Annotated in this window: 25 protein-coding genes; 16 read left to right on the top strand and 9 right to left on the bottom strand. The window is 66.5% G+C overall.

The window, feature by feature from the left end:
• Positions 1 to 20 precede the first annotated feature (20 nt).
• The 5 genes from LXE91_RS15300 (at position 21) to LXE91_RS15280 (ending at position 4,996) form a co-directional block, all read left to right on the top strand.
• Positions 21 to 731, top strand: coding sequence for an ankyrin repeat domain-containing protein (locus tag LXE91_RS15300; RefSeq protein ID WP_011352329.1), 711 nt, complete (start codon positions 21 to 23; stop codon positions 729 to 731).
• 119 nt (positions 732 to 850) lie between these two features.
• Entirely contained in the window at positions 851 to 1,207 is a 357-nt protein-coding gene (locus LXE91_RS15295) for a Rap1a/Tai family immunity protein (RefSeq protein WP_006485939.1), read from the top strand.
• An 89-nt stretch (positions 1,208 to 1,296) separates the two neighbouring features.
• A complete protein-coding gene (locus LXE91_RS15290; RefSeq protein WP_039367026.1) occupies positions 1,297 to 2,469 on the top strand; it encodes a mechanosensitive ion channel family protein in 1,173 nt (390 codons plus the stop codon).
• 28 nt (positions 2,470 to 2,497) lie between these two features.
• Positions 2,498 to 3,676 carry an AAA family ATPase gene (locus LXE91_RS15285; RefSeq protein ID WP_039367195.1) on the top strand — a complete coding sequence of 393 codons (1,179 nt, stop codon included), beginning with the start codon at positions 2,498 to 2,500 and terminating at the stop codon, positions 3,674 to 3,676.
• A gap of 255 nt (positions 3,677 to 3,931) precedes the next feature.
• On the top strand, positions 3,932 to 4,996 hold the full coding sequence (locus LXE91_RS15280; RefSeq protein WP_039367023.1) for a glycosyltransferase family 4 protein: 1,065 nt from the start codon (positions 3,932 to 3,934) through the stop codon (positions 4,994 to 4,996).
• Between the two features lie 105 nt (positions 4,997 to 5,101).
• On the opposite strand, the gene LXE91_RS15275 is transcribed toward LXE91_RS15280, so the two are convergent.
• The 3 genes from LXE91_RS15275 to LXE91_RS15265 form a co-directional block, all read right to left on the bottom strand.
• The gene (locus tag LXE91_RS15275) at positions 5,102 to 5,689 is read right to left on the bottom strand and encodes a BPSL1445 family SYLF domain-containing lipoprotein (protein ID WP_039367021.1); all 588 of its coding nucleotides are present in this window, start codon (positions 5,687 to 5,689) and stop codon (positions 5,102 to 5,104) included.
• Between the two features lie 230 nt (positions 5,690 to 5,919).
• On the bottom strand, positions 5,920 to 6,369 hold the full coding sequence (locus LXE91_RS15270) for a membrane protein (protein ID WP_039367018.1): 450 nt from the start codon (positions 6,367 to 6,369) through the stop codon (positions 5,920 to 5,922).
• 281 nt (positions 6,370 to 6,650) lie between these two features.
• Positions 6,651 to 6,941, bottom strand: a complete 291-nt coding sequence (locus LXE91_RS15265) for a PsiF family protein (RefSeq protein ID WP_039367016.1) — start codon at positions 6,939 to 6,941, stop codon at positions 6,651 to 6,653.
• A gap of 261 nt (positions 6,942 to 7,202) precedes the next feature.
• Between LXE91_RS15265 and LXE91_RS15260 the strand changes: the two genes are divergently transcribed.
• The gene (locus LXE91_RS15260) at positions 7,203 to 8,225 is read left to right on the top strand and encodes an asparaginase (protein WP_039367013.1); all 1,023 of its coding nucleotides are present in this window, start codon (positions 7,203 to 7,205) and stop codon (positions 8,223 to 8,225) included.
• A gap of 99 nt (positions 8,226 to 8,324) precedes the next feature.
• Here the strand turns inward: LXE91_RS15260 and lysM are convergent, their stop codons facing one another.
• The 5 genes from lysM to gcl form a co-directional block, all read right to left on the bottom strand.
• On the bottom strand, positions 8,325 to 8,795 hold the full coding sequence (gene lysM / locus LXE91_RS15255; protein ID WP_039367010.1) for a peptidoglycan-binding protein LysM: 471 nt from the start codon (positions 8,793 to 8,795) through the stop codon (positions 8,325 to 8,327).
• Positions 8,796 to 8,806: 11 nt separating this feature from the next.
• On the bottom strand, positions 8,807 to 8,932 hold the full coding sequence (locus LXE91_RS15250; protein WP_256093589.1) for a hypothetical protein: 126 nt from the start codon (positions 8,930 to 8,932) through the stop codon (positions 8,807 to 8,809).
• Between the two features lie 322 nt (positions 8,933 to 9,254).
• The gene (locus LXE91_RS15245; protein ID WP_039367007.1) at positions 9,255 to 10,148 is read right to left on the bottom strand and encodes a 2-hydroxy-3-oxopropionate reductase; all 894 of its coding nucleotides are present in this window, start codon (positions 10,146 to 10,148) and stop codon (positions 9,255 to 9,257) included.
• 41 nt (positions 10,149 to 10,189) lie between these two features.
• Positions 10,190 to 10,999, bottom strand: coding sequence for a hydroxypyruvate isomerase (hyi, locus tag LXE91_RS15240; RefSeq protein ID WP_039367004.1), 810 nt, complete (start codon positions 10,997 to 10,999; stop codon positions 10,190 to 10,192).
• A gap of 43 nt (positions 11,000 to 11,042) precedes the next feature.
• Positions 11,043 to 12,818, bottom strand: a complete 1,776-nt coding sequence (gene gcl, locus LXE91_RS15235) for a glyoxylate carboligase (protein WP_039367001.1) — start codon at positions 12,816 to 12,818, stop codon at positions 11,043 to 11,045.
• A gap of 171 nt (positions 12,819 to 12,989) precedes the next feature.
• Here gcl and LXE91_RS15230 point away from each other — a divergent pair, with 171 nt between their 5' ends.
• The 10 genes from LXE91_RS15230 to LXE91_RS15185 all read left to right on the top strand — a co-directional run bounded on the left by LXE91_RS15230 (position 12,990) and on the right by LXE91_RS15185 (position 20,634).
• Positions 12,990 to 13,901, top strand: coding sequence for a LysR family transcriptional regulator (locus tag LXE91_RS15230; protein ID WP_039366999.1), 912 nt, complete (start codon positions 12,990 to 12,992; stop codon positions 13,899 to 13,901).
• A gap of 178 nt (positions 13,902 to 14,079) precedes the next feature.
• Entirely contained in the window at positions 14,080 to 14,721 is a 642-nt protein-coding gene (locus LXE91_RS15225; RefSeq protein ID WP_039366995.1) for an RNA polymerase sigma factor, read from the top strand.
• The gene (locus tag LXE91_RS15220) at positions 14,711 to 15,607 is read left to right on the top strand and encodes an anti-sigma factor family protein (RefSeq protein WP_278068097.1); all 897 of its coding nucleotides are present in this window, start codon (positions 14,711 to 14,713) and stop codon (positions 15,605 to 15,607) included. Before LXE91_RS15225 ends, LXE91_RS15220 begins: the two co-directional genes overlap by 11 nt.
• 242 nt (positions 15,608 to 15,849) lie before the next feature.
• Positions 15,850 to 16,224, top strand: coding sequence for a 30S ribosomal protein S6 (gene rpsF / locus LXE91_RS15215; RefSeq protein WP_006402295.1), 375 nt, complete (start codon positions 15,850 to 15,852; stop codon positions 16,222 to 16,224).
• 40 nt (positions 16,225 to 16,264) lie between these two features.
• Positions 16,265 to 16,564, top strand: a complete 300-nt coding sequence (gene priB, locus LXE91_RS15210; RefSeq protein WP_011657069.1) for a primosomal replication protein N — start codon at positions 16,265 to 16,267, stop codon at positions 16,562 to 16,564.
• A gap of 4 nt (positions 16,565 to 16,568) precedes the next feature.
• Positions 16,569 to 16,844 (top strand): 30S ribosomal protein S18, encoded by a 276-nt coding sequence (gene rpsR / locus LXE91_RS15205; protein ID WP_006486248.1) that lies wholly within the window; start codon positions 16,569 to 16,571, stop codon positions 16,842 to 16,844.
• A gap of 27 nt (positions 16,845 to 16,871) precedes the next feature.
• On the top strand, positions 16,872 to 17,324 hold the full coding sequence (gene rplI, locus LXE91_RS15200; RefSeq protein ID WP_039366989.1) for a 50S ribosomal protein L9: 453 nt from the start codon (positions 16,872 to 16,874) through the stop codon (positions 17,322 to 17,324).
• A gap of 140 nt (positions 17,325 to 17,464) precedes the next feature.
• Positions 17,465 to 18,847 carry a replicative DNA helicase gene (locus LXE91_RS15195; RefSeq protein ID WP_006486249.1) on the top strand — a complete coding sequence of 461 codons (1,383 nt, stop codon included), beginning with the start codon at positions 17,465 to 17,467 and terminating at the stop codon, positions 18,845 to 18,847.
• 139 nt (positions 18,848 to 18,986) lie between these two features.
• Positions 18,987 to 19,613, top strand: coding sequence for a DUF47 domain-containing protein (locus LXE91_RS15190; protein ID WP_039366987.1), 627 nt, complete (start codon positions 18,987 to 18,989; stop codon positions 19,611 to 19,613).
• Positions 19,614 to 19,623: 10 nt separating this feature from the next.
• A complete protein-coding gene (locus LXE91_RS15185; protein ID WP_046543500.1) occupies positions 19,624 to 20,634 on the top strand; it encodes an inorganic phosphate transporter in 1,011 nt (336 codons plus the stop codon).
• Between the two features lie 153 nt (positions 20,635 to 20,787).
• Here LXE91_RS15185 and LXE91_RS15180 read toward each other — a convergent pair whose 3' ends face one another.
• Positions 20,788 to 21,882, bottom strand: a complete 1,095-nt coding sequence (locus LXE91_RS15180; RefSeq protein WP_039366982.1) for a C40 family peptidase — start codon at positions 21,880 to 21,882, stop codon at positions 20,788 to 20,790.
• Positions 21,883 to 22,087 lie beyond the last annotated feature (205 nt).

The raw sequence follows: 22,087 nt of genomic DNA, 5'->3' as shown, positions 1-22,087 counted from the left end.
CAGGGAAGGAGCCCACAACAATGACGAAGCCGACCAACCATCTGCCGAAACGCGCACTCGTTGCCGCCGCGCTCGTCGCGAGCGGCCTGTTCGCGGCAGCCGGCGCACATGCCGAATCGCTCGATGCGATCGTCAAGGCCGTCAAGTTCGACGACATCGCCGACATCGGCAAGCAGCTCAAGAGCGGCAAGCTCGACCCGAACACGATCGCGCCGAACGGCGACCCGCTGATCGTGATCGCCGCGCGCGAGAAGTCCGACAAGGTCGCGGCGGCGCTTGCCACGACGCCGAACGTCGATCTCGAGAAGGAAGACAAGGCCGGCGAAACCGCGCTGATGCTCGCGTCGCTGAACGGCGATGTCGGCCTCGCGAAGCTGCTGATCGACAAGGGCGCGGAAGTCAGCAAGAAGGGCTGGGCGCCGCTGCACTACGCGGCCACCAACGGCCAGGACGCGGTCGTGAAGCTGCTGCTCGACCACGACGCGTACATCGATACCGCATCGCCGAACGGCACGACGCCGCTGATGATGGCCGCACGCGGCAACCATCCGTCGACGGTCACGCTGCTGCTCGACCAGGGTGCCGATCCGCAGGTGAAGAACCAGCTCGGCATCACCGCGCTCGAATTCGCGAAGCACTACAACGCGCCGGACGCGATCGAGATCCTGAGCAAGCGGACGACCCGCATCGGGGCATCGACGCCGGCAGATGCGCAAAAGAGTGCAAAATGACGGTTTTCGGTGCGGCAGACGGTGCCCGCCCGGCCGGATTCCGGCCGGAGCAGGGCGTCCCGGCGCCGCGCCGGCCAGGGCAGCAGGCGGTCTCGGGCCGCATTGACATAAGGAACACCATGTTGCGCGCAATGTTTTGTGCCGCGGCGTTTGCCGTGCCGTTGTCGGCGGCGGCTTTCACGGGCGCTGATCTCGACCGGCTGTGCGCGAAGACGGACGTCAAGTCGCGGGCGTCGTGCGCGGCCTACATCGAAGGCGCCGCCGACGGCGTCTACAACACCATCGATGCGATCGGCGGCACGACGGGGCCGCGGGTCGGCCAGTATTTCTGCCTGCCGCCCGACATCCGGGCGCAGCAGATGACCGACGCGGTGCGCAAGTACATCGCGGAAAATCCGAAGCTGGCCGACTACAACGCGAGCACCGCGGTGTCGCTCGGTCTCGGCAAGGCGTTTCCCTGCAGGAGCGGCAACTGACCTGACGCCGTGTCCGGGCCCGCGCGCGGCCCGGGCGTCGCCGACGCATCCAGGACGAGGCGTGCGCGCCTCATAACCCACGGGCGCCGATGATTTCAATCGAGGAACTGCAGCGCATCACCGATGCGCCGCTGCATTCATGGCTCGGCACGCTCGCCGTGTCCGTCATCGTCTTGCTGGTCGTCACGGTCGTGCACCGTCTCGGCGCACGCATCGTCAAGCGCATCGCGCAGCCGTATCCGTTGATGAGCGCGATCCTGCGCTACATCGACAGGCCGTCGCTCGTCGTGCTCGCGCTGCTGGCGCTCGAATTCCTGTGGGTCCAGGCCGACGACGGTATGTCGTTCGTGCGCGGCATGCGCACGGCGGCGGCGGTCGGCTCCATCGTTTCGCTCACGTGGCTGCTGGTGCGGCTCGCCGCCGGCGTCGGCGACGCCATCATCCAGGCGCATCCGATCGATACAGCCGACAACCTGCAGGCCCGGCGCATCCATACGCAGGCCAAGGTGCTCGTGCGGACCGTGATGGTGCTGATCGTCATCATCGGCACCGGCGCCGCGCTGATGACGTTCCCGAACGTGCGCCAGGTCGGCGCGAGCCTGCTGGCGTCGGCCGGTGTCGCGGGCCTGGTCGCCGGTATTGCCGCGCGGCCGGTGCTCGGCAACCTGATCGCCGGGCTGCAGATTGCACTCACGCAGCCGATCCGGCTCGACGACGTGGTCGTGATCCAGGGCGAGTGGGGGCGCATCGAGGAAATCACCGGGTCGTTCGTGTCGGTCCGGCTGTGGGACCAGCGGCGCCTCGTCGTGCCGCTGCAGTGGATCATCGAGAACCCGTTCACGAACTGGACGCGCAGCAGTTCGGAAATCATCGGCACGGTCTACCTGTCGGTCGATTACCGCACGCCGCTCGCGCCGCTGCGCGAGGAGCTCGCGCGGCTCGTCCACGCGGCGCCGGAGTGGGACGGCCGCGTGCAGGTGCTGCAGGTGACCGACGCGACGGAACGCACGATGCAGTTGCGTGCGCTCGTGAGCGCGGCCGACTCGTCGTCGTGCTGGGACCTGCGCTGTCGCGTCCGCGAAGGGCTGATCGCCTACCTGCAGGACCGCTATCCGCAATGCCTGCCGCGCAGCCGGATGGAACTGTATCCGCATGATGCCGCGCCGGACGCGCCGAATCCCGAGCGGCCGCACGCGCGGCAGCCTGCCGCCAGCACCGCGGCCAATACCGCGGCCGATCCGCAGGCCGCCGAAGGCCGCTGAAAGCGGCCCGCATACCGTCACCCTCGTCATGACCGCGCTGAAAACGCTTGCCATCGCCAATTACCGCTCGCTGCGCGAGCTGATCGTGCCGCTCGCGGCGCTCAACGTCGTCACCGGGCCGAACGGCAGCGGCAAGTCGAGCGTGTACCGCGCACTGCGGCTGCTCGCCGACACCGCGCAGGGGCGCGTGATCCCGTCGCTCGCCCGCGAAGGCGGGTTGCCGTCGACGCTGTGGGCCGGCCCCGAGCGCTTCTCGCGGGCGATGCTGGACGGCGATATGCCGGTGACCGGCACGGTGCGCAAGGGGCCCGTGAGCCTGAAACTCGGCTTCGCCTGCGACGATTTCGGCTATTCGATCGATCTCGGTCTGCCGGTGAAGAACGACGCGACGCAGTTCTCGCTCGACCCGGTAGTCAAGCGCGAGTGCATCTGGGGCGGCGCGCTGCTGCGCCCGTCGACGCTGCTCGTCGACCGGCAGGGCGCGCAGATCCGTGCGCGCACCGCATCGGGAGACTGGCAGACGATTCCGCAGCCGGTGGCCAGCTTCGACAGCATGATGACCGAGTTCGCCGATCCGACCGGCGCACCCGAGATGATCGCGGTGCGCGAACGGATCCGCTCGTGGCGCTTCTACGACCACTTCCGGACCGATGCGCAGGCGCCCGCACGGCAGTCGCACATCGGCACCCATACGCCGGTGCTCGCGGACGACGGCGCCGACCTGGCCGCCGCACTGCAGACGATCCGCGAGATCGGCAACGGCGCGGCACTCGATGCGGCGATCGACGACGCGTTTCCCGGCGCGTCGGTCGTGATCGACAATCCGGGCGGCCGCGGCCGCTTCGACGTGCTGATGCGCCAGCCGGGGCTGCTGCGGCCGCTCGCGGCGGCCGAGCTGTCGGATGGCACGCTGCGCTACCTGCTGCTCGCGGCCGCGCTGCTGACGCCGCGGCCGCCCGCACTGATGGTGCTGAACGAACCGGAGACGAGCCTGCATCCCGACCTGCTGCCGGCGCTCGGCCGCCTGATCGCGCAGGCGGCACAGCGTTCGCAGGTGCTCGTCGTGTCGCATGCGGCACGGCTCATCGCGACGCTCGAGCGCGAAGCCGGCTGCGAATCGCTGGTGCTCGACAAGCAGCTCGGCGCGACGGGGCTCGTCGATGCCGACACGCGTGACCTGCCGGCATGGAAGTGGCCGTCGCGCTGACGGGCAGGGCGGCGGCACGCGTTCGGGCGCGCTCGTCGCATCGGGGGCCGGATCGGCCCGACAGGCGGAATGTATCCTGCCTGTAACAACACCCATAAAATGAAAGACGGGCGGTTCTGCGCAGCGGGATCGCGAATAATGAAGAGATATCCGGCTGGCGCCGTGCCGGCCAGCGCTGCATGGGGGCGAGCGGGGGCGAAAGCCCAAAGGCCCGCCGGCCGTGCGGCAACGGACAGGACACAGGAGACGTGGACCATGAGAATTGCCCAGATCGCGCCGCTGACCGAATCCGTGCCGCCGAAACTGTACGGCGGCACGGAGCGCGTCGTGTCCTACATCACCGAGGCGCTCGTCGAACTCGGCCATGATGTGACGTTGTTCGCGAGCGGCGATTCGACGACGCGGGCGAAGCTCGAGCCGGTCTGGCCGCGCGCGCTGCGGCTCGATTCGTCGATCCGCGACCGGGTCGCGCCGCACATGCTGCTGATGGAGACGGTCGCGCGCCGCGCGAAGGACTTCGACGTGCTCCATTTCCACATGGACTACTACTCGTTCTCGGTCTTCAACCGGCAGGAAACGCCGTACGTGACGACGCTGCACGGCCGGCTCGACCTGCCCGAGCAGCAGCCGGTGTTCGACACGTTCAACACGGCGCCGGTGATCTCGATTTCGAACTCGCAGCGCCAGCCGCTGCCGCAGGCGAAATGGCTGACGACGGTTTACCACGGGCTGCCCGACACGCTGTACATGCCGCAGCCCGTCGAGCCGCGCTATCTCGCGTTCCTCGGCCGCATTTCGCCGGAGAAGCGTGTCGACACGGCGATCCGCATCGCCCGCCAGTGCGGGCTGCCGATCAGGATCGCCGCGAAGATCGACGCGGCCGACCAGGAGTACTTCGAGCGCGAGATCAAGCCGCTCTTCGCGTTGCCGCACGTCGAATTCATCGGCGAGATCGCGGATCACCAGAAGGCCGAGTTCCTGTCGGGCGCGCATGCGCTGCTGTTCCCGATCGACTGGCCGGAGCCGTTCGGCCTGGTGATGATCGAGGCGATGTCGTGCGGCACGCCGGTGATCGCGTTCAATCGAGGCGCGGTGCCGGAAGTGGTGGACGAGGGCGTGTCGGGTTTCATCGTCGAGGACGAAATCAGCGCGGTGGCCGCCGTGAACCGGCTGCACCTGCTGCCGCGTGCGCGCGTGCGGCAGCGCTTCGAGGAACGCTTCACGTCGCGCCGCATGGCGCAGCAGTATGTCGACGTCTACCAGTCGGTGATCCGTGCGCAGAAGCGCTCGCGCTTCAAGGTGATCGACTCGACGACCTGACGCGCGAGACGCAGGACGCGCGCGGATGGAAAAACGGCGATGCCCGCAAGGACATCGCCGTTTGTGCATGGCCCGCGCGCGGTGCGCACGGGCGGTGCGCGAGCGTCAGATCTTCAGCTTCGTGACCTTCGTGCCGTTGATCGACACGTCGCCCATCAGGCCCGCGTTCGTCAGCACGACGACCTGGACCGGCGCGGTGGCCGTGGTCGTGTCGACCGCGCCGTTCGCGCCCATCTTCACGAGCGCGACCGACGCGCCGGCGCCGGCTGCCCAGCCGTCCGAGCCGCGGAATTCGTCGAGCGCTTCCTGCGTCATGAACAGGAACACGATCGCCTTCGACTGCGCACCGGCCTGCAGGCCGACCGACAGCGACGACGTGTTGTAGTAGCCGACCGTGCTGCCGCCGACGCGCAGTGCGCCGTTGCCGGACTGGCCGCCGACGATGAAGCCTGCCTGGATGACGTCCGGGAAGACGAGCACGCCGCGCGACTTCGCGACGAGTTCGCGCGAACCCTTGACCGTGGAGTACATGCGCGACAGCGTTGCGTCGACGCTCGAGTCGATTGCCTGGCGCTTCGACGCATTCGTTGCGGCGTTGTCCGGTTTGTCAGGGGTGGTGGTGCAACCGGTGAGCGCGAGGCTACCGACGATGAGCGCAGCGGCGGCTTTCAGCACAAGATTCCGTTTTTGCATCGTTCTTCTCCATCGGATGATGTTCGGAGTGAGTCTCGCTCAGGGAGCGGATCACGTCGGCAGTTATATCACAGCGGATTACAGCCTCTTTTCGTTGCGACGTGAAAAAGCGTCAAATCGGCCGGGGATGTCGCGGCGCGCCAACGGACGAACCGGCACCCGCGCGCCGACGTCGTATCGGCATGCGGGAAACACGGTGGTCGATCGGATGGCTGCGCCTGCCGCGCACATCAGTGCGTGACGGGCGGAACAGGCGGCTTGATCGGGGGGCGGCGCAGCGCGCGGCGGATCAGCGCGATCACGACGCCGCAGGCGAACAGGAACGCGGCCGGCACGACCCAGTAGCCGACGAACGCGTGCCACAGGTAGCTCGCCAGCGTGCTGCGGCGCACCACGTATTCGTCGCGGGCCGCCTGCTGGCGCGGCGCATTGGCGGCGAGCACGTCGGCCGGGCAACCGGCCGCGCGCGCCTCGTCAGGATCCCCGTGGCACTTCGCGGCGGCACCGGCGGCCTGCTGCGCATCGGTGAGCTGCCAGGTGGTCAGCGCGAGCTGCAGGTCCGCCTTGTTGTACGCCATTTCCTCGCGGATCTCGCGCACGGCGACGATCGCAACGGGCACGGCCCAGAACACGATCACGATCAGCCAGCGGCGGAACCAGCGGTGTTGTCTCCATGCCATCCATGCCTCCGTTTGACGCGTGTGCGCGTCTGTCTCGAGGGCGGCCCGATGGCGCTTCTTGTACTTGGATGGGCCGCGTTGCAGCCATCATAGAAGAAAACGCGGCGAATTGCCGCACCATGTGGCGGCGCCGGCACGGCGGGCCGGGAAAGCAGGGCGGGAGGCGTCACAAAAGCGCGGATGAAGCGCGGGGGCGGCGCGCGTTGATGCGCGTGCAACGAAAACAAAAATGCCGCGCCCGCCGGAGCGGTGCGCGGCATTCGATACGGGAGCGCCGGAACTCAGGCGGCCGGCGCGTTGCTCAGGCAGCTCTTCATGAACGCCTTGCGGTCGTCGCCTTTCTTGCCGGTGGCCTGCGTGTTGCACGCCTTCATCTTTTCCTGCTGCGACATGGCCTTCGCGGGCTTCGCCGACAGGCAGTCCTTCATGAACGCCTTGCGTTCATCGCCCGTCTTGCCGGCTGCCTGGGTGTTGCAGGCCTTCATCTTGTCCTGCTGGCTGTTCGCCGCGAATGCGGGGGAAGCCAGCATGCCGCCGAGAAGCACTGCGGCTACGAGCGATTGGATTTTCATTTCGACACTCCCATGGGGTGAATTGCGTGTTATCGACGCCGTCACGAAGCACCGTGCAGTGACGATAGGGTCGCATCGCACGGCGCGCTCCGATTATGGCAAATCCATGTGAAAACACCAAAACGGCACTTTCTATAACGTTGCGGACGCCACGGCCGTTGACGGCACGTGTTGCCGGACGATCGGGACAAACCATGATGCGCGGCGGCCAGCCTCGGTCGCCGCGCCGGAACCCGGCCGCAAGCCTTTACAATCGCGGCCATGAATACTTCGAATTCCGCATCCCCCTCGTCCGCGGCGGCCCTGCCGCGCATCGCCGTGCTCGCCACCGGCGGCACGATCGCCGGTGCCGCGCCCGACGCGGCCAGCACGGCCGGCTACCAGGCCGGCGCGCTCGGCGTCAATTTCCTGGTCGACGCGGTGCCGGCGCTCGCGTCCGTCGCGCGCATCGACGCCGAGCAGATCGCCAGCATCGACAGCAAGGATCTCGCGCTGCCGCTGTGGAATACGCTCGCCGCGCGGATCGACGCGCTGATGGCCGACCCGGCGGTCGACGGCATCGTGATCACCCACGGCACCGATACGCTCGAGGAAACCGCGTATGCGCTGCACCTGGTCGTCAACGGCGACAAGCCTGTCGTGCTGACGGCCGCGATGCGGCCGGCGACCGCGCTGTCGTCCGATGGTCCGCTGAACCTGCTGAACGCGGTGACGGTCGCCGCGCACCCGTCCGCACGCGGGCAGGGCGTGCTGGTCGCATTCAACAACCGGATCCACGGCGCGCGCGACGTCGTGAAGACGAGCACCTATGCGGTCGATGCGTTCCAGTCGCCGGAGCTCGGTGCGCTCGGCTGGGTGCAGGACGGCCGGGTCGAATTCGCCCGCCGCGTCACGCGTTCGCGCGACACGCAACTGGCGATCGCCGCCGCGTGGCCGCCCGTCGAAGTCGTCGCGAGCTACGCGGGCGTGACGCGGACGGCCGTCGATGCGCTCGTCGCGGCCGGCGTGCGCGGTCTCGTCGTCGCGGGCACGGGCAACGGCTCGATCCATGCGACGCTGCAGGCGGCGCTGGCCGATGCGGTGAGTGCGGGAGTCGTGGTGGTTCGCGCGTCGCGCGTCGGGTCAGGGCACGTGATGCGCAACGGCGCGGCGAGCGACGATGCGCTCGGCTTCGTGAGCGCAGGGTCGCTGAACCCGTTCAAGGCGCGCGTGCTGCTGATGCTCGCGCTCGCGAACGGCATTCACGGCAGCGACGCACTGCAACGCGCGTTCGATACGCTGTGAACGGCTGACCGCTGCGCGCGGCGTGGGCCGCGCGCGTCACCATGAAAAAAGGCAGGCCGATGGCCTGCCTTCTTGCGTCCGTCAGTCCTGCAACAATGCTCAGGACTGCGGCGGAATCACGAGCTTCTGGCCCGGGTAGATCCGGTCCGGGCTCGACAGCATTGGCTTGTTCGCCTCGAAGATCACCGGGTACTTGTTCGCATCGCCGTAGACTTCCTTGGCGATCGCCGACAGCGTGTCGCCCGGCTTCACGTCGTGGTACTGCACTTCCGGATCGTCCGGCTGCAGATCGTCGTCGTTGACGCCCGCGACGCCTTGCACGTTGCCGGCCGCGACCTTGACCTTGGCCTTCGTGTCGAGGTCGGCGACGCTGCCCGACAGCGTCACGGTGCGCGACGCGCCGTCGAACGCCACGGTCAGGTTCGACGTGTCGAGACCTTGCGTGTTGATGTAGTTCTTGATGGCATCGGCCGCGGTCTGGTTTGCGGCATTCGGATCTTCCGCGGCTTGCGCATCGGCATGACCCAGCAGTTTTTCACCCGCCTCTTTGATAAACGAAAGAAGACCCATCGTTGCACTCCTTAGGTGGTTGAAAAGAAAACGCGCCGTGAAGTGGCGAAAAAAACACCGCGCTGGGCGCGGTCACCGGAGGTGAACGCAAGCGCGGCGGTTTTCTCGAAAGGCGTGGCGAAAGTGTAGGCGTTCATGACGACGATTGCATGAAAAATCGCACGCTCGAACGTAAAGAAATGTAATACGCGAAATCCGACAGGCGGACACCCGACGACGACGTCTGACCGACCAAGGCTTCCCCGGCGTCGCCGGGTGCCGCTGCGGACCCCACCACGCCGCTCTCAGCCCAGAGCGGCGTTTTTCGCCCCGTCCCGCATGCCGTTCGGCAGTGCAGGGCGGGGCGCCCCACCGTGATGCGCGAGCGTGTCGCGCATCGATGCGACCGGCCGTGCCGGTCACGTGTGTCTGTCGCGCGCGTCCGCCATCGCAGCGGAAACGCGCATCGTTGCAGCCGTGTTACGCGGCCGGCGTCTGGCCGATCTCGAAGTTCGACATGATCTCGAGCGCACGCACGAGTGCCGAGTGATCCCATGCCTTGCCGCCGTGCGATGCACACACGCTGAACAGCTGCTGCGCGCTGGCCGTGTGCGGCAGCGCGAGGCCGAGCTTGCGTGCGCCGTCGAGCGCGAGGTTCAGGTCCTTCTGGTGCAGCTCGATGCGGAAGCCCGGATCGAACGTGCGCTTCGTCATCCGCGCGCCGTGCACTTCGAGGATGCGCGAGGCGGCGAAGCCGCCCATCAGCGCCTGGCGCACACGCTCCGGATCGGCACCCGAACGTGCGGCGAACAGCAGCGCTTCGCCGACCGCCTCGATGTTCAGCGCGACGATGATCTGGTTCGCGACCTTGCAGGTCTGGCCCGCGCCGTTGTCGCCGACGAGCGTGATGTTCTTGCCCATCTTCTCGAACAGCGGCTTCGCGCGCTCGAACGCCGCCTCCGGGCCGCCGACCATGATCGTCAGCGTCGCTTCGCGTGCGCCGACTTCGCCGCCGGACACCGGCGCGTCGAGGTAGTCGCAGCCGAGCGCGTTGATCTGCTTCGCGAATTCCTGCGTGTCGAGCGGCGAGATCGAGCTCATGTCGATCACGAGCTTGCCGGCCGTCAGGCCCTTCGCGACGCCGTCGTCGGCGAACAGCACGTTACGCACGTCCGGCGTATCCGGCACCATCGAGATGATGATGTCTGCGTTCCGCGCGACTTCGGTCGAGTTCACGACGACCTTCGCGCTCGTGCGCAGGTCCTCGGGAATCGGGAACGCGCCGTTCACGACGAGCTGGTGGTCGCCCTTGAGCAGGTTGCGCGCCATGTGCGCGCCCATGATGCCGAGGCCGATGAAACCGATGGTTGCCATGTGAAAGTCTCCTATAGGGCTGAAAACGGGAAGGGCGCGACTCAGGCGGCGCGACGCGCCGAGCCGGGTGCGCAGCCGGCGACGCCTTGCAGCCAGCCGAGGCCTTCCGTCGTGGTGGTGCGGGGCTTGTACTCGCAGCCGACGTAGCCGGCATAGCCGAGCCGGTCGAGCAGCGCGAACAGGAACGCGTAGTTGATCTCGCCCGTGCCCGGCTCGTTGCGGCCCGGGTTGTCCGCGAGCTGGACGTGGCCGATCGACGCGAGGTTGCGTTCGATCGTCGCGGCCAGTTCGCCTTCCATGCGCTGCATGTGATAGATGTCGTACTGCAGGAACAGGTTGTCCGAGCCGACCGCGCGGATCACGTCGAGCCCTTCGGACGAGCGGTTCAGCGCGAAGCCCGGGATGTCGAAGCTGTTGCACGGCTCGACGAGCAGGCGGATGCCTTCGCGCTTCAACGCATCGGCGGCAAAGCGCAGGTTGTCGACGATCGTGACGAACGTCTTGTCGCGCGCCGTGCTGGCCGACGGGATGCCGACGAGGCAGTTCAGCTGCGGTACCTTCAGCGCCTTCGCGTACTCGATCGCACGGCCGACGCCTTCCTGGAATTCGCCGACGCGGTCGGGCAGGCACGCGATGCCGCGCTCGCCCTGGTCCCAGTTGCCGGCCGGCAGGTTGTGCAGCACGAGGCGCAGGCGATGCGTCTCGAGCCGCTCGGCGAGTTCCTCTTTCGCGTACGGGTACGGGAACAGGAACTCGACGGCGTCGAAGCCCGCATCGGCGGCCGCCTTGAAGCGGTCGAGGAACGGCACTTCGTTGAACAGCATGGTCAGGTTTGCAGCAAACTTCGGCATGAGCTAAGCCTCTTCGGTCGGTCAGTCAAAAATGTCGTGCGGTTCAGTCGAGCATCGAGATCGCGGTCGGTGCGTGCTCGGCCTTTTCGGCGAGATCCTCGAATTCGTTGATCGCGTCGATTTCGGTGCCCATCGAGATGTTCGTCACACGCTCGAGGATCACTTCCACGACCACCGGCACGCTGAACTCTTCCGCGAGCGTCTGCGCCTGACGCAGCGCCGGCTCGATCTCTTCCGGCTTGAACACGCGCAGCGCCTTGCAGCCGAGGCCTTCCGCGACGGCCACGTGGTCGACGCCGTAGCCGTTCAGTTCCGGCGCATTCACGTTGTCGAACGCGAGCTGCACGCAGTAGTCCATGTCGAACGCACGCTGCGCCTGGCGGATCAGCCCGAGGTACGAGTTGTTCACGACGACGTGCACGTACGGCAGCTTGAATTGCGCGCCGGCCGCCAGTTCCTCGATCATGAACTGGAAGTCGTAGTCGCCGGACAGCGCGACGATCGGGCGGCCCGGGTCTGCTGCACGCACGCCGAGCGCGGCGGGGATCGTCCAGCCGAGCGGGCCGGCCTGACCGCAGTTGATCCAGTTGCGTGCCTTGAACACGTGCAGGAACTGCGCGGCGGCGATCTGCGACAGGCCGATCGTGCTGACGTAGCAGGTATCGCGGCCGAACACCTTGTTCATCTCTTCGTACACGCGCTGCGGCTTGACCGGCACGTTGTCGAAGTGCGTCTTGCGCTGCAGCGTGCGCTTGCGCTCCTGGCATTCCGACACCCACGCGCTGCGATCCTTCAGCTTGCCGGCGGCCTTCCATTCCTGTGCAACGGCGACGAACAGCTCCAGCGCGGCCTTCGCGTCCGACACGATGCCGAGATCCGGGCCGAACACGCGGCCGATCTGCGTCGGTTCGATGTCGACGTGCACGAACTTGCGGCCCTTCGTATAGACCTCGACGCTGCCCGTGTGGCGGTTCGCCCAGCGGTTGCCGATGCCGAGCACGAAGTCGGACGCGAGCATCGTCGCGTTGCCGTAGCGGTGCGACGTCTGCAGGCCGACCATGCCGGCCATCAGCGGATGGTCGTCGGCAATCGCGCCCCACGACATCAGCGTCGGGATCACCGGCACGCCGATCGTTTCGGCGAACTGGACGAGCAGGTCTTCCGCCGCCGCGTTGAGCACGCCGCCGCCCGACACGATCAGCGGCTTGTCCGCGTCGTTGAGCATCGCGAGCGCCTTCTCGATCTGCGCGCGGGTGGCCGCGGGCTTGTAGACCGGCAGCGGTTCGTACGTGTCGATGTCGAATTCGATTTCGGCGAGCTGCACGTCGATCGGCAGGTCGACCAGCACCGGGCCCGGACGGCCCGAGCGCATCAGGTGGAATGCCTGCTGGAACACGCGCGGCACGAGCGCCGGCTCGCGCACGGTGACGGCCCACTTCGTGACGGGCTTCGCGATCGACTCGATGTCGACGGCCTGGAAGTCTTCCTTGTACAGGCGGGCACGCGGTGCCTGGCCCGTGATCGCGAGGATCGGAATCGAGTCGGCCGAGGCGGAGTAGAGGCCCGTGATCATGTCGGTGCCGGCGGGGCCCGACGTGCCAATGCACACGCCGATGTTGCCCGGGGCCGCACGCGTGAAGCCTTCGGCCATGTGCGACGCGCCTTCGACGTGGCGTGCCAGTACGTGGCTGATGCCACCGGACTTGCGCATGGCCGAGTAGAACGGGTTGATCGCTGCGCCCGGCACGCCGAATGCGGTCTGGATGCCTTCTTTCTCGAGCACGAGCACAGCTGCGTCGACGGCTCTCATCTTGGCCATGAATGTCTCCTTGAATGGGGTGGATCTTGCAAATGGGTCTGTTGGGGACACTTTAGGGATGCAGGAAAGGTTTGATAAGATCAGCCGCAGTCGCTTTTTTCGAAACTAAAAGTATGGAATGACGGCCTGGCGGGCTTTCCGCTGGCGCCGGAACGGAGACGGAGGCGGGAGATGGATCGCTTCAAGCAGATCGAGACGTTCGTGCGGGTGGCCGATGCCGGCAGCCTGGCGGCGGCGGCGCTCGAGGAGGGCGTGTCGCCGGTGGTGCTGGGGCGACGCATCGACGCGCTCGAAAAGCGTCTCGGCGTGAAGCTGATGTACCGTTCGACGCGGCGGCTGGTGGTCAGCGAGGAGGGCGCGGCGTTCCTCGAGCGCTGCCGCGGCCTCCTGTCCGAATGGGACCAGGCCGAGAACGAACTGGCCGCCGGGCGGCGCGCGGTCAGCGGGCACCTGATCGTGTCCGCGCCGGCCGCATTCGGGCGCAAGCATGTCGCGCCGCATGCGCCCGGCTTTCTGGCCGACAAGCCCGAGATGCAGTTGTCGTTCAACCTGACCGATCGCGTCGTCGATCTCGTACGCGAAGGCTACGACCTGTCGATCCGGATCGGCGGGGCCGTCGATCCGAACTTCGTCGCGGTGAAGCTCGCGTCGAACCGGCGCGTGGTGTGCGGCACGCCCGGATATTTCCGCCAGCATGGCCGGCCGAAGTCGCTCGACGACCTGCTCAAGCACAACTGCCTGGCGTTCAACCTGCAGGGCGGGCAGAACCGCGGCTGGTATTTCCAGCGCCACGGCAAGATCGCGACGATGCGTGTCGCAGGCAATCTCGACTGCAACGACGGCGAACTGCTGCACCGCTGGGTGGCGGAAGGTCTCGGGCTCGGCTGGCGCTCGACGTGGGAAATCGCCGCCCAGCTCGAGACGGGCGAGCTTGAAACCGTGCTCGACGAATATGCGTTGCCCGACTACGACATCCTCGCGGTCTACCCGCAGCAGCGCTACGTGCCGGCGCGCGTGCGCTACTTCATCGACTACCTGCGCGCCGCTTATGCGAGCCCGGGCTACTGGAGCACCACGCCGTAACCGGCACGGACGGCCTGGCCACCGGGCCGTTTGACGATTTATTTGCGCTTCAGCCGCGCGGCGCGGGAATAAACTCGACGCAACGACGGTAAGGTCATCAAGCGTGCACGTTGCCGGTCTGTCCGGGCACCGTGTCCGGAACGGGCGCGGCTTCGGCCGCCGGGACCAGGGAGGCCATGTGGGGCAAGCCGGACAGGCGGTCGAAGAGCGGTCGGCAGACGACGCGGTTGCGCGTGGCGAGCGGTTTCGTGCGCTCGTGCTGCCGCATCTCGACGCCGCATACAATCTCGCGCGCTGGCTGAGCGGCAACGCCGGCGATGCGGACGACGTCGTCCAGGACGCGTGCATGCGCGCACTGCGCTTCGTCGATTCGTGTCGCGGCGACAACGCGCGGCCGTGGCTGCTGACGATCGTGCGCCATACCTGGTACACGGAATGGCGACGCCGCACGCATGCGCACGAGGTCGCGCTGCCCGACACGCTCGACGACACCGACGTGCCCGACGACTGGCAACCGGCGACCGACGATCCGCTCGCGCACCTGCTGCGCGGCGAGAACGTGCGGCTCGTGAACGAAGCGCTCGCGAAGCTGCCGCCCGAATACCGCGAGGTGCTCGTGCTGCGCGAGATGGAGGACCTGAGCTACCGCGAGATTGCGGCGATCGCGGACGTGCCGGTCGGCACGGTGATGTCGCGGCTCGCACGGGGCCGGCGCAAGCTCGCCGCGCTGCTGGGCGGCCCGCCGGCACCGGCGACCGAAGGCAGGCCGGGCCGTACGCCGGCTGGCGGAACCGCATCGGAGGCTATCGATGGACTGTAACGAAGCGCGAGCGTTGCTGGACGCGGACGTCGACCGCGAGCTGTCGGCGCCCGATGCGTTGCGGGTCCAGCAGCATGTCGAAGGGTGCGAAGCGTGCCGCCGCGAACGCGCGCGGATCGTCACGCTGGTGCAGGCCGTGCGCCAGGCTGACTATCACCGTGCGCCGGATGCGTTGCGGGCCAGCATTCTCGCGAGCCTGCCGGCAGCGGCCGATGCACCCGTGCGCGAGCAGGCGCGGGCGGAGCCGCAGCACGAACGGCGCTCAAAGCCGCAGCCGCGTCCGCGTGGCCGCCGCTGGTTTTCGTGGCTGACGGACCGTGGCGGGGCGGCACGCCCGGTGTCGGCCGGCATGGGGCCGCGCGTTGCCGCGCTGCCCGGCCTCGGCTGGGGTGTCGCGCTGCTGGTGGCGCTTGCCGCGGCGGGCGGGATGGCGTTGTCCGCCCGCCACGCCGACACCGACCGCACGGTCGACGAACTCGTGTCGAGCCACGTGCGGGCCGACCTGTCGGCGCGCGACATCGACGTGATCTCGACCGACCGGCATACGGTCAAGCCGTGGTTCAACGGCCGGATCGACTATGCGCCGCCGGTCGAGGATCTCGCGGCGGACGGCTTCGCGCTGGTCGGCGGCCGGCTCGACTACGTCGGGCGTCGCCGCGTCGCGGTGCTCGTCTACCGTTACCGGCAGCACGTGATCGACGTCTACGTGCGGCCGGCCGGGGAGGGGCCGGGGGCGCCGTACTCGACCGTGTCGCAGGGCTACGCGCTCGACCGGTGGGACGCGGCCGGGATGACGTGGTGGGCCGTGACCGACGCCGAGCCGTCGGCGCTCGCGGCATTCAGGACCGCGCTCGATGCGCGGCTCGGGGTCACGCGCACCGAGTGACGGCACGGCTGCGGGCTGCGGGCCCGCCGCGCGCTTTTGTTCCGACCCTGACCGGGAAAAGAGAGTCGAAGGGCGGCCCGCTTGCCGGGCGCGCCCTTCAAGTCGTTGAAAACATGGCCGAATCCGCGTGCGAATCGTCGATTGGTCTTGCATGTGCCCCGTATCCGGGTTAGAATCTTCGGCTTCTCACTTGCCACACCGGTTCAGACGCCCGGGTGGCTTTAATCCACAAGGAGTGTGTAATGCGTCATTACGAAATCGTATTCATCGTGCACCCCGATCAGAGCGAGCAAGTGCCCGCGATGATCGAGCGTTACAAGACCACGATCACGTCGCACGGCGGTCAGATCCACCGCGTCGAAGACTGGGGCCGTCGCCAACTGGCCTACATGATCGAGAAACTCGCGAAGGCTCACTACGTCTGCATGAACATCGAGTGCGACCAGACGACGCTCGACGAACTCGAACACGCGTTCAAGTTCAACGACGCCGTGCTGCGCCACCTCATCGTCAAGATGAAGAAGGCCGAAACCGGCCCGTCGCCGATGATGAAGGAAGTTCAGCGCGAAGAAGCCAAGAAGGCGGCTGCAGCTCAGCCGACCGAAGCGCAGGCTTAAGTTCGTCACTCATTAAGCCATCAAGGAGCGCGTCACTCACGTGAACAGGTTGCAATTGACGGCAAGCGTCGTCGAACGCGCACCGGTGCGATATACGCCGGCAGGTGTTCCGATCGCAAGCGCCACATTGCATCACCGCACGGAAGTCGTCGAAGCAGGCATTCCCCGTCAGGTCGAAATGACGATCGAGGCGGTGGCGGCCGGTGAGGCGAGCGGCAGGCTGGAGAGTCGTGAAATGGGCGTCGAAACGCTGTTCACGGGCTTCCTGGCAAAAAAGAGCCGCAACGCGAGAACCTTGGTGTTTCACATCACAGCATTGCAGGACATTGGAAAGGACTGAAATCATGCCCCGCCCGACTGGTAAGAAATTCGACAAGCGTCGTCAGCAACAAAACCCGCTCTTCAAGCGCAAGAAGTTCTGCCGTTTCACGGCCGCAGGCGTCGAGCAGATCGACTACAAGGACACGGAAACGCTGAAGGACTTCATCGGCGAAAACGGCAAGATCACGCCGGCTCGTCTGACGGGTACGAAGGCGCACTATCAGCGTCAGCTGGATACGGCCATCAAGCGTGCGCGTTTCCTCGCGCTGCTGCCGTACACCGATCAGCACAAGGCGTAATCAGGCGACGCAAAAAGGAGAATTCGAATGCAAATCATTCTGTTGGAAAAAGTCGCCAATCTGGGTAACCTCGGCGACATCGTCAAGGTCAAGGACGGTTACGCTCGCAACTTCCTGATCCCGAACCGCAAGGCTCGCCGCGCAACGAAGGAAGCGATCGCCGAATTCGAAGTTCGCCGCGCTGAACTCGAAAAGATCGCCGCTGAAAAGCTGGCAGCATCGCAGGCAGTCGGCGAGAAGCTGAACGGCCAGTCGTTCGAAATCACGCAGAAGTCGGGCGTTGACGGCCGTCTGTTCGGCTCGGTCACGAACGGCGACGTCGCGGAACTGCTGAAGAAGGCAGGTTTCGAAGTCGAGAAGCTGCAAGTTCGCATGCCGGAAGGCCCGCTGAAAATGATCGGCGAGCACAGCGTCCAGGTCGCGCTGCATACGGACGTCGTCGTCGACGTCACGATCAACGTGATCGGCGACCACGCGTAAGCGTACGCAAGCTTTCCGGGCGGCTTCCGCCGTCCGGACAAGGGCAGGCGCCCGGGCAACCGGGGCCTGCCTTTTTTATTGCGCGCTCGCCGGCAAGCGGTGGTAGCGCTGCCGCCATCTATTCGCGATAATCCCAACCCATGAACGCGCCGCAAGATCCTCAAATCGAATCGCTGAAAGTCCCGCCGCATTCGGTCGAAGCCGAGCAGTCGGTGCTCGGCGGCCTGTTGCTCGACAACGCGGCCTGGGACCGGATTGCCGACTTCCTGTCGCAAGGCGATTTCTACCGCTACGACCACCGGATCATCTACGAGCACATCGGCCGCCTGATCGCGTCGACGCGCCCGGCCGACGTCGTGACCGTGTACGAAGCGCTGACCACGTCCGGCAAGGCCGACGACGTCGGCGGGCTTGCCTACCTGAACGCGCTCGCACAGAACACGCCGAGCGCGGCGAACATCCGCCGTTATGCGGAAATCGTGCGCGACCGCGCGGTGCTGCGCCGGCTCGTGTCGGTCGCCGACGAGATCTCGGCCGATGCGTTCAACCCGCAGGGCAAGGAAGTCCGCCAGCTGCTCGACGAGGCCGAGTCGAAGGTGTTCTCGATCGCCGAAGAGGGCGCGCGCGGCAACCAGGGCTTCCTCGAGATCGGCCCGCTGCTCACGCAGGTCGTCGAGCGCATCGATACGCTGTACCACACGGCGAACCCGAGCGACGTCACGGGCACGCCGACGGGCTTCGTCGACCTCGACCGGATGACGTCGGGAATGCACGGCGGCGAACTGATCATCGTTGCGGGAAGACCGTCGATGGGCAAGACCGCATTCTCGATGAACATCGGCGAATACGTCGCGGTCGAGTACGGGCTGCCGGTCGCGGTGTTCTCGATGGAAATGCCGGGCACCCAGCTCGTGATGCGGATGCTCGGCTCGATCGGCCGGCTCGACCAGCACCGGATGCGCACGGGCCGCCTGACGGACGAGGATTGGCCGAAACTGACGCACGCCGTGCAGAAGATGAGCGAGGCGCAGCTCTTCATCGACGAGACGGGCGGCCTGAACCCGATGGAATTGCGCTCGCGCGCGCGGCGTCTGGCGCGGCAGTGCGGCAAGCTCGGCCTGATCATCGTCGACTACCTGCAGCTGATGTCGGGTTCGTCGCAGGGCGAGAACCGCGCGACCGAAATCTCGGAAATCTCGCGATCGCTGAAGAGCCTCGCGAAGGAGCTCGACGTGCCGGTGATCGCGCTGTCGCAGCTGAACCGCGGCCTCGAACAGCGTCCGAACAAGCGCCCGGTGATGTCGGACTTGCGCGAATCGGGCGCAATCGAACAGGACGCGGACGTGATCCTGTTCATCTACCGTGACGAAGTCTACAACCCGGACAGCCCCGACAAGGGCACGGCCGAAATCATCATCGGCAAGCAGCGTAACGGTCCGATCGGCCCCGTTCGGCTCACGTTCCTGGGGCAATACACGAAGTTCGACAACTTTGCGGGGGCGCAGACGTTCTACGGCGAGTAACGCCGGTTTGTAAAGCCCTAAATCGCCAAACGTTGTATCCAATCCCGGCGCGCGCATGTGCGCGCGTCGCGTCGCGACCGAAAACGGTACAATGTCGCCCGTTTTCGTGACAGTAGTTTGACAATCTCTCAGGAATCCCATGTTCGGTCGATTCATGCCCACCGAGGGCAAGTTCTTTGAACTCTTCAACGCGCACGCGAAGCACATCGTTTCCGGTGGCCGCGAACTCGAACTGCTGATCGACAATCTCGCCGACGCCGAGATTCACAAGCAAAACGTGCAGACTGCCGAGAAGGCCGCCGACAAGCTCACGCACGAGGCGATCGATCTGCTGCACAAGACGTTCATCACGCCGCTCGATCGCGACGAGATCCACAAGCTGATCACGACGATGGACGACATCCTCGACCTGATGGAAGACGTCGCGACGGCCGTGTCGCTGTACGACGTCCGTGCCGTCACGTCCGAAGCGAGCCAGCTCGCGCACATCGTCACGCAGTCGGCCCAGCACGTGCAGCAGGCAGTGGCCATGCTTTCCGACATGAAGCAGTCGGCGCAGATCCTCAAGCAGTGCGAGGAGATCGACCGCTGGGAGTCGGAGGCCGATCGCGTGCTGCGTGCGGCCATGTCGAAGCTGTTCCGCGAGGAAGACGACGTGAAGACGCTCATCAAGCTGAAGGCGATCTACGAGCTGCTCGAAGAGATCACCGACAAGTGCGAGGACGTCGCGAACATCATCGAAGGCATCGTGCTGGAAAACGCCTGAGCGGACCACGATGCATTCGATACAACTCGCCCTATGGATGGTCGCGGCGCTGGTGCTCGTCGCGCTCGTATTCGACTTCATGAACGGCTTTCACGACGCGGCGAACTCGATCGCCACCGTCGTGTCGACCGGGGTGCTGAAGCCCCAGCAGGCCGTCGTGTTCGCGGCCGCGTTCAACGTGATCGCGTACTTCATCTTCCACCTGAAAGTCGCGCAGACCGTCGGTAAAGGCACGATCGACCCCGAGATCGTCGACCACTACGTCATATTCGGCGCGCTGGTCGGTGCGATCGGCTGGAACGTGATCACGTGGTACTACGGGATTCCGTCGAGCTCGTCGCACGCGCTGATCGGCGGCCTGGTCGGTGCAGCGCTCGCCAAGTCGGGCTGGAGCTCGCTGAACATCGACGGGCTGCTGAAGACCATCGCGTTCATTTTCATCTCGCCGCTGCTCGGCTTCATCCTCGGCTCGCTGTTCATGCTCGGCGTGTCGTGGCTGTATTTCCGCACCGCGCCCAGCAAGGTCGACCGGCGCTTCCGGCGGCTGCAGCTGCTGTCGGCCGGGCTGTACAGCCTCGGGCACGGCGGCAACGACGCGCAGAAGACGATCGGCATCATCTGGATGCTGCTGATCGCGTCGGGCTATGCGTCGGCAACCGCCGATGCGCCGCCGGCGTGGGTGATCGGCGCGTGCTATCTGTCGATGGGCCTCGGCACGCTGTTCGGCGGCTGGCGCATCGTGCGCACGATGGGCCAGAAGATCACGAAGCTCAAGCCGGTCGGCGGTTTCTGTGCGGAAACCGGTGGCGCGATGACGCTGTTCCTCGCATCGTTCCTCGGCATTCCGGTGTCGACCACGCATACGATCACCGGCGCGATCGTCGGTGTCGGTGCAACGCAGAAGCTGTCGGCCGTGCGCTGGGGTGTGGCCGGCAACATCGTGTGGGCATGGGTGCTGACGCTGCCCGCGGCCGCGCTGTTCGCGGCCGGCGGATGGTGGCTCGGCCACCAGATCTTCTGATTGCCGACGTCGTAGCCGGATCGACATCCGATGCGCCGCAAGCCGAGAGGCTGCGGCGCATTTTCTTTTGGAGCGGAGAAGTTTTCGACGGAAAGGGCGGGGGCGGCGGCAGATACCGCCAACGTCATTTATTGTCGAGCTTCGGGCAACCGGTCAGTAGCTTTCGTTCGCAAACCGCGCGATCGGATCGTCTGTCGTACTAGTGCGCGGGCGGACAGGCGCGGATTGCGTCGACGCGCGCAATACCTGCACAGGTGCGGGCTCGATACTGCGCGGAGACGCCGACGCGGCGGCAGGTGGCGGTTCGGCATCGAACGCGGCGGCCTGGGCGGCCGTGAGCGCCGTCGTCGGAATCTGCGTGCCGGACTCCACCGGGGCGGCAGGCGCTGCATTGGCCGTCATCGCGGTCATGCTGTCATTCGTTGACGTTGCCTGTTGCTGCGCGGCCTGCATACGCGGTGGCGGCGGTTCGTACGGATCGGCGGCCGGGGCAGCAGCTGCGGCTGCGGCGGTCGTCACGACCGGCGCGGCAGCGATGACGGGCGAGGGCGCAGGCGCCTGCGTCGCTCTCGCTTGCGACGACGCATAGGCAGGCGGCCGCGGCGCAGCGGCAGTTGCGACCACCGTGGCCGGTACGGCCGCCGGCGCGCTGCGCGGCTCGTCGCGCTTCGCCTCGTAGGTCGGCGCGTCGAACGGCGTAGGCGCCCCGCGCGGCGGCGCGACGCGGCGAATACCGTCGAAACGCTTGGCCCAGTACGGGTTCGTCAGGTAATCGAGCCGCACGGTGCCGCCCGTCGACGGTGCGTTGACGAAGCGCAGCTTGCCGACGTAGATGCCGACGTGCGAATGCGCGCGGCCGGTCGTATTGAAGAAGATCAGGTCTCCCGGCGCGATCTGGTCCGGGTCGATCGATACGCCGCGGCTGCTCATGTCGGCGGTCGTGCGCGGCAGGTTCACGTCGGCCGCGCGGCCAATCACGTAGCGCACGAGCCCGCTGCAGTCGAAGCCGCTCGTCGGTGTGTTGCCGCCCCAGCGATACGGGACGCCGACGAGGCTCATCGCCTGGATCGAGATTTCTTCCTGGCCGACGCTGTGATCGACGAATTTCGGGAAATTGGCAGGAGCGGGAAACGCGCGCGGTGTCGTGATCCTCATGCCCGAATCGGAGCGCGATGCCGACTGCGGCGGCACGCTGGAGCAGGCCGCAAGCAGGGAAACGACAGCAACGGGAACCCAGATTCGAAGCATGGCAAGGCGGGCAAGCGCGGCGCGCTCGCGAATCGTATGACAACAGACAGACCCGATGGTAGACGCTCCGGCGGGGCTTAAGCAACCATTCTTGAGAATTTACTTGAAGTTTCGCGCGTAAACGGCGTTGTTGCGTGACGAAGCGTTACTTGCGTTTTCGACCCCAAATAAAAACGGCGCTCCGTTTCCGGAGCGCCGCGAGGCG

This window comes from Burkholderia contaminans (assembly GCF_029633825.1).
Classification (GTDB): domain Bacteria; phylum Pseudomonadota; class Gammaproteobacteria; order Burkholderiales; family Burkholderiaceae; genus Burkholderia; species Burkholderia contaminans.
Note: the sequence above shows the minus strand (reverse complement) of the source record. Positions and strands in the feature narration are given on the sequence as shown.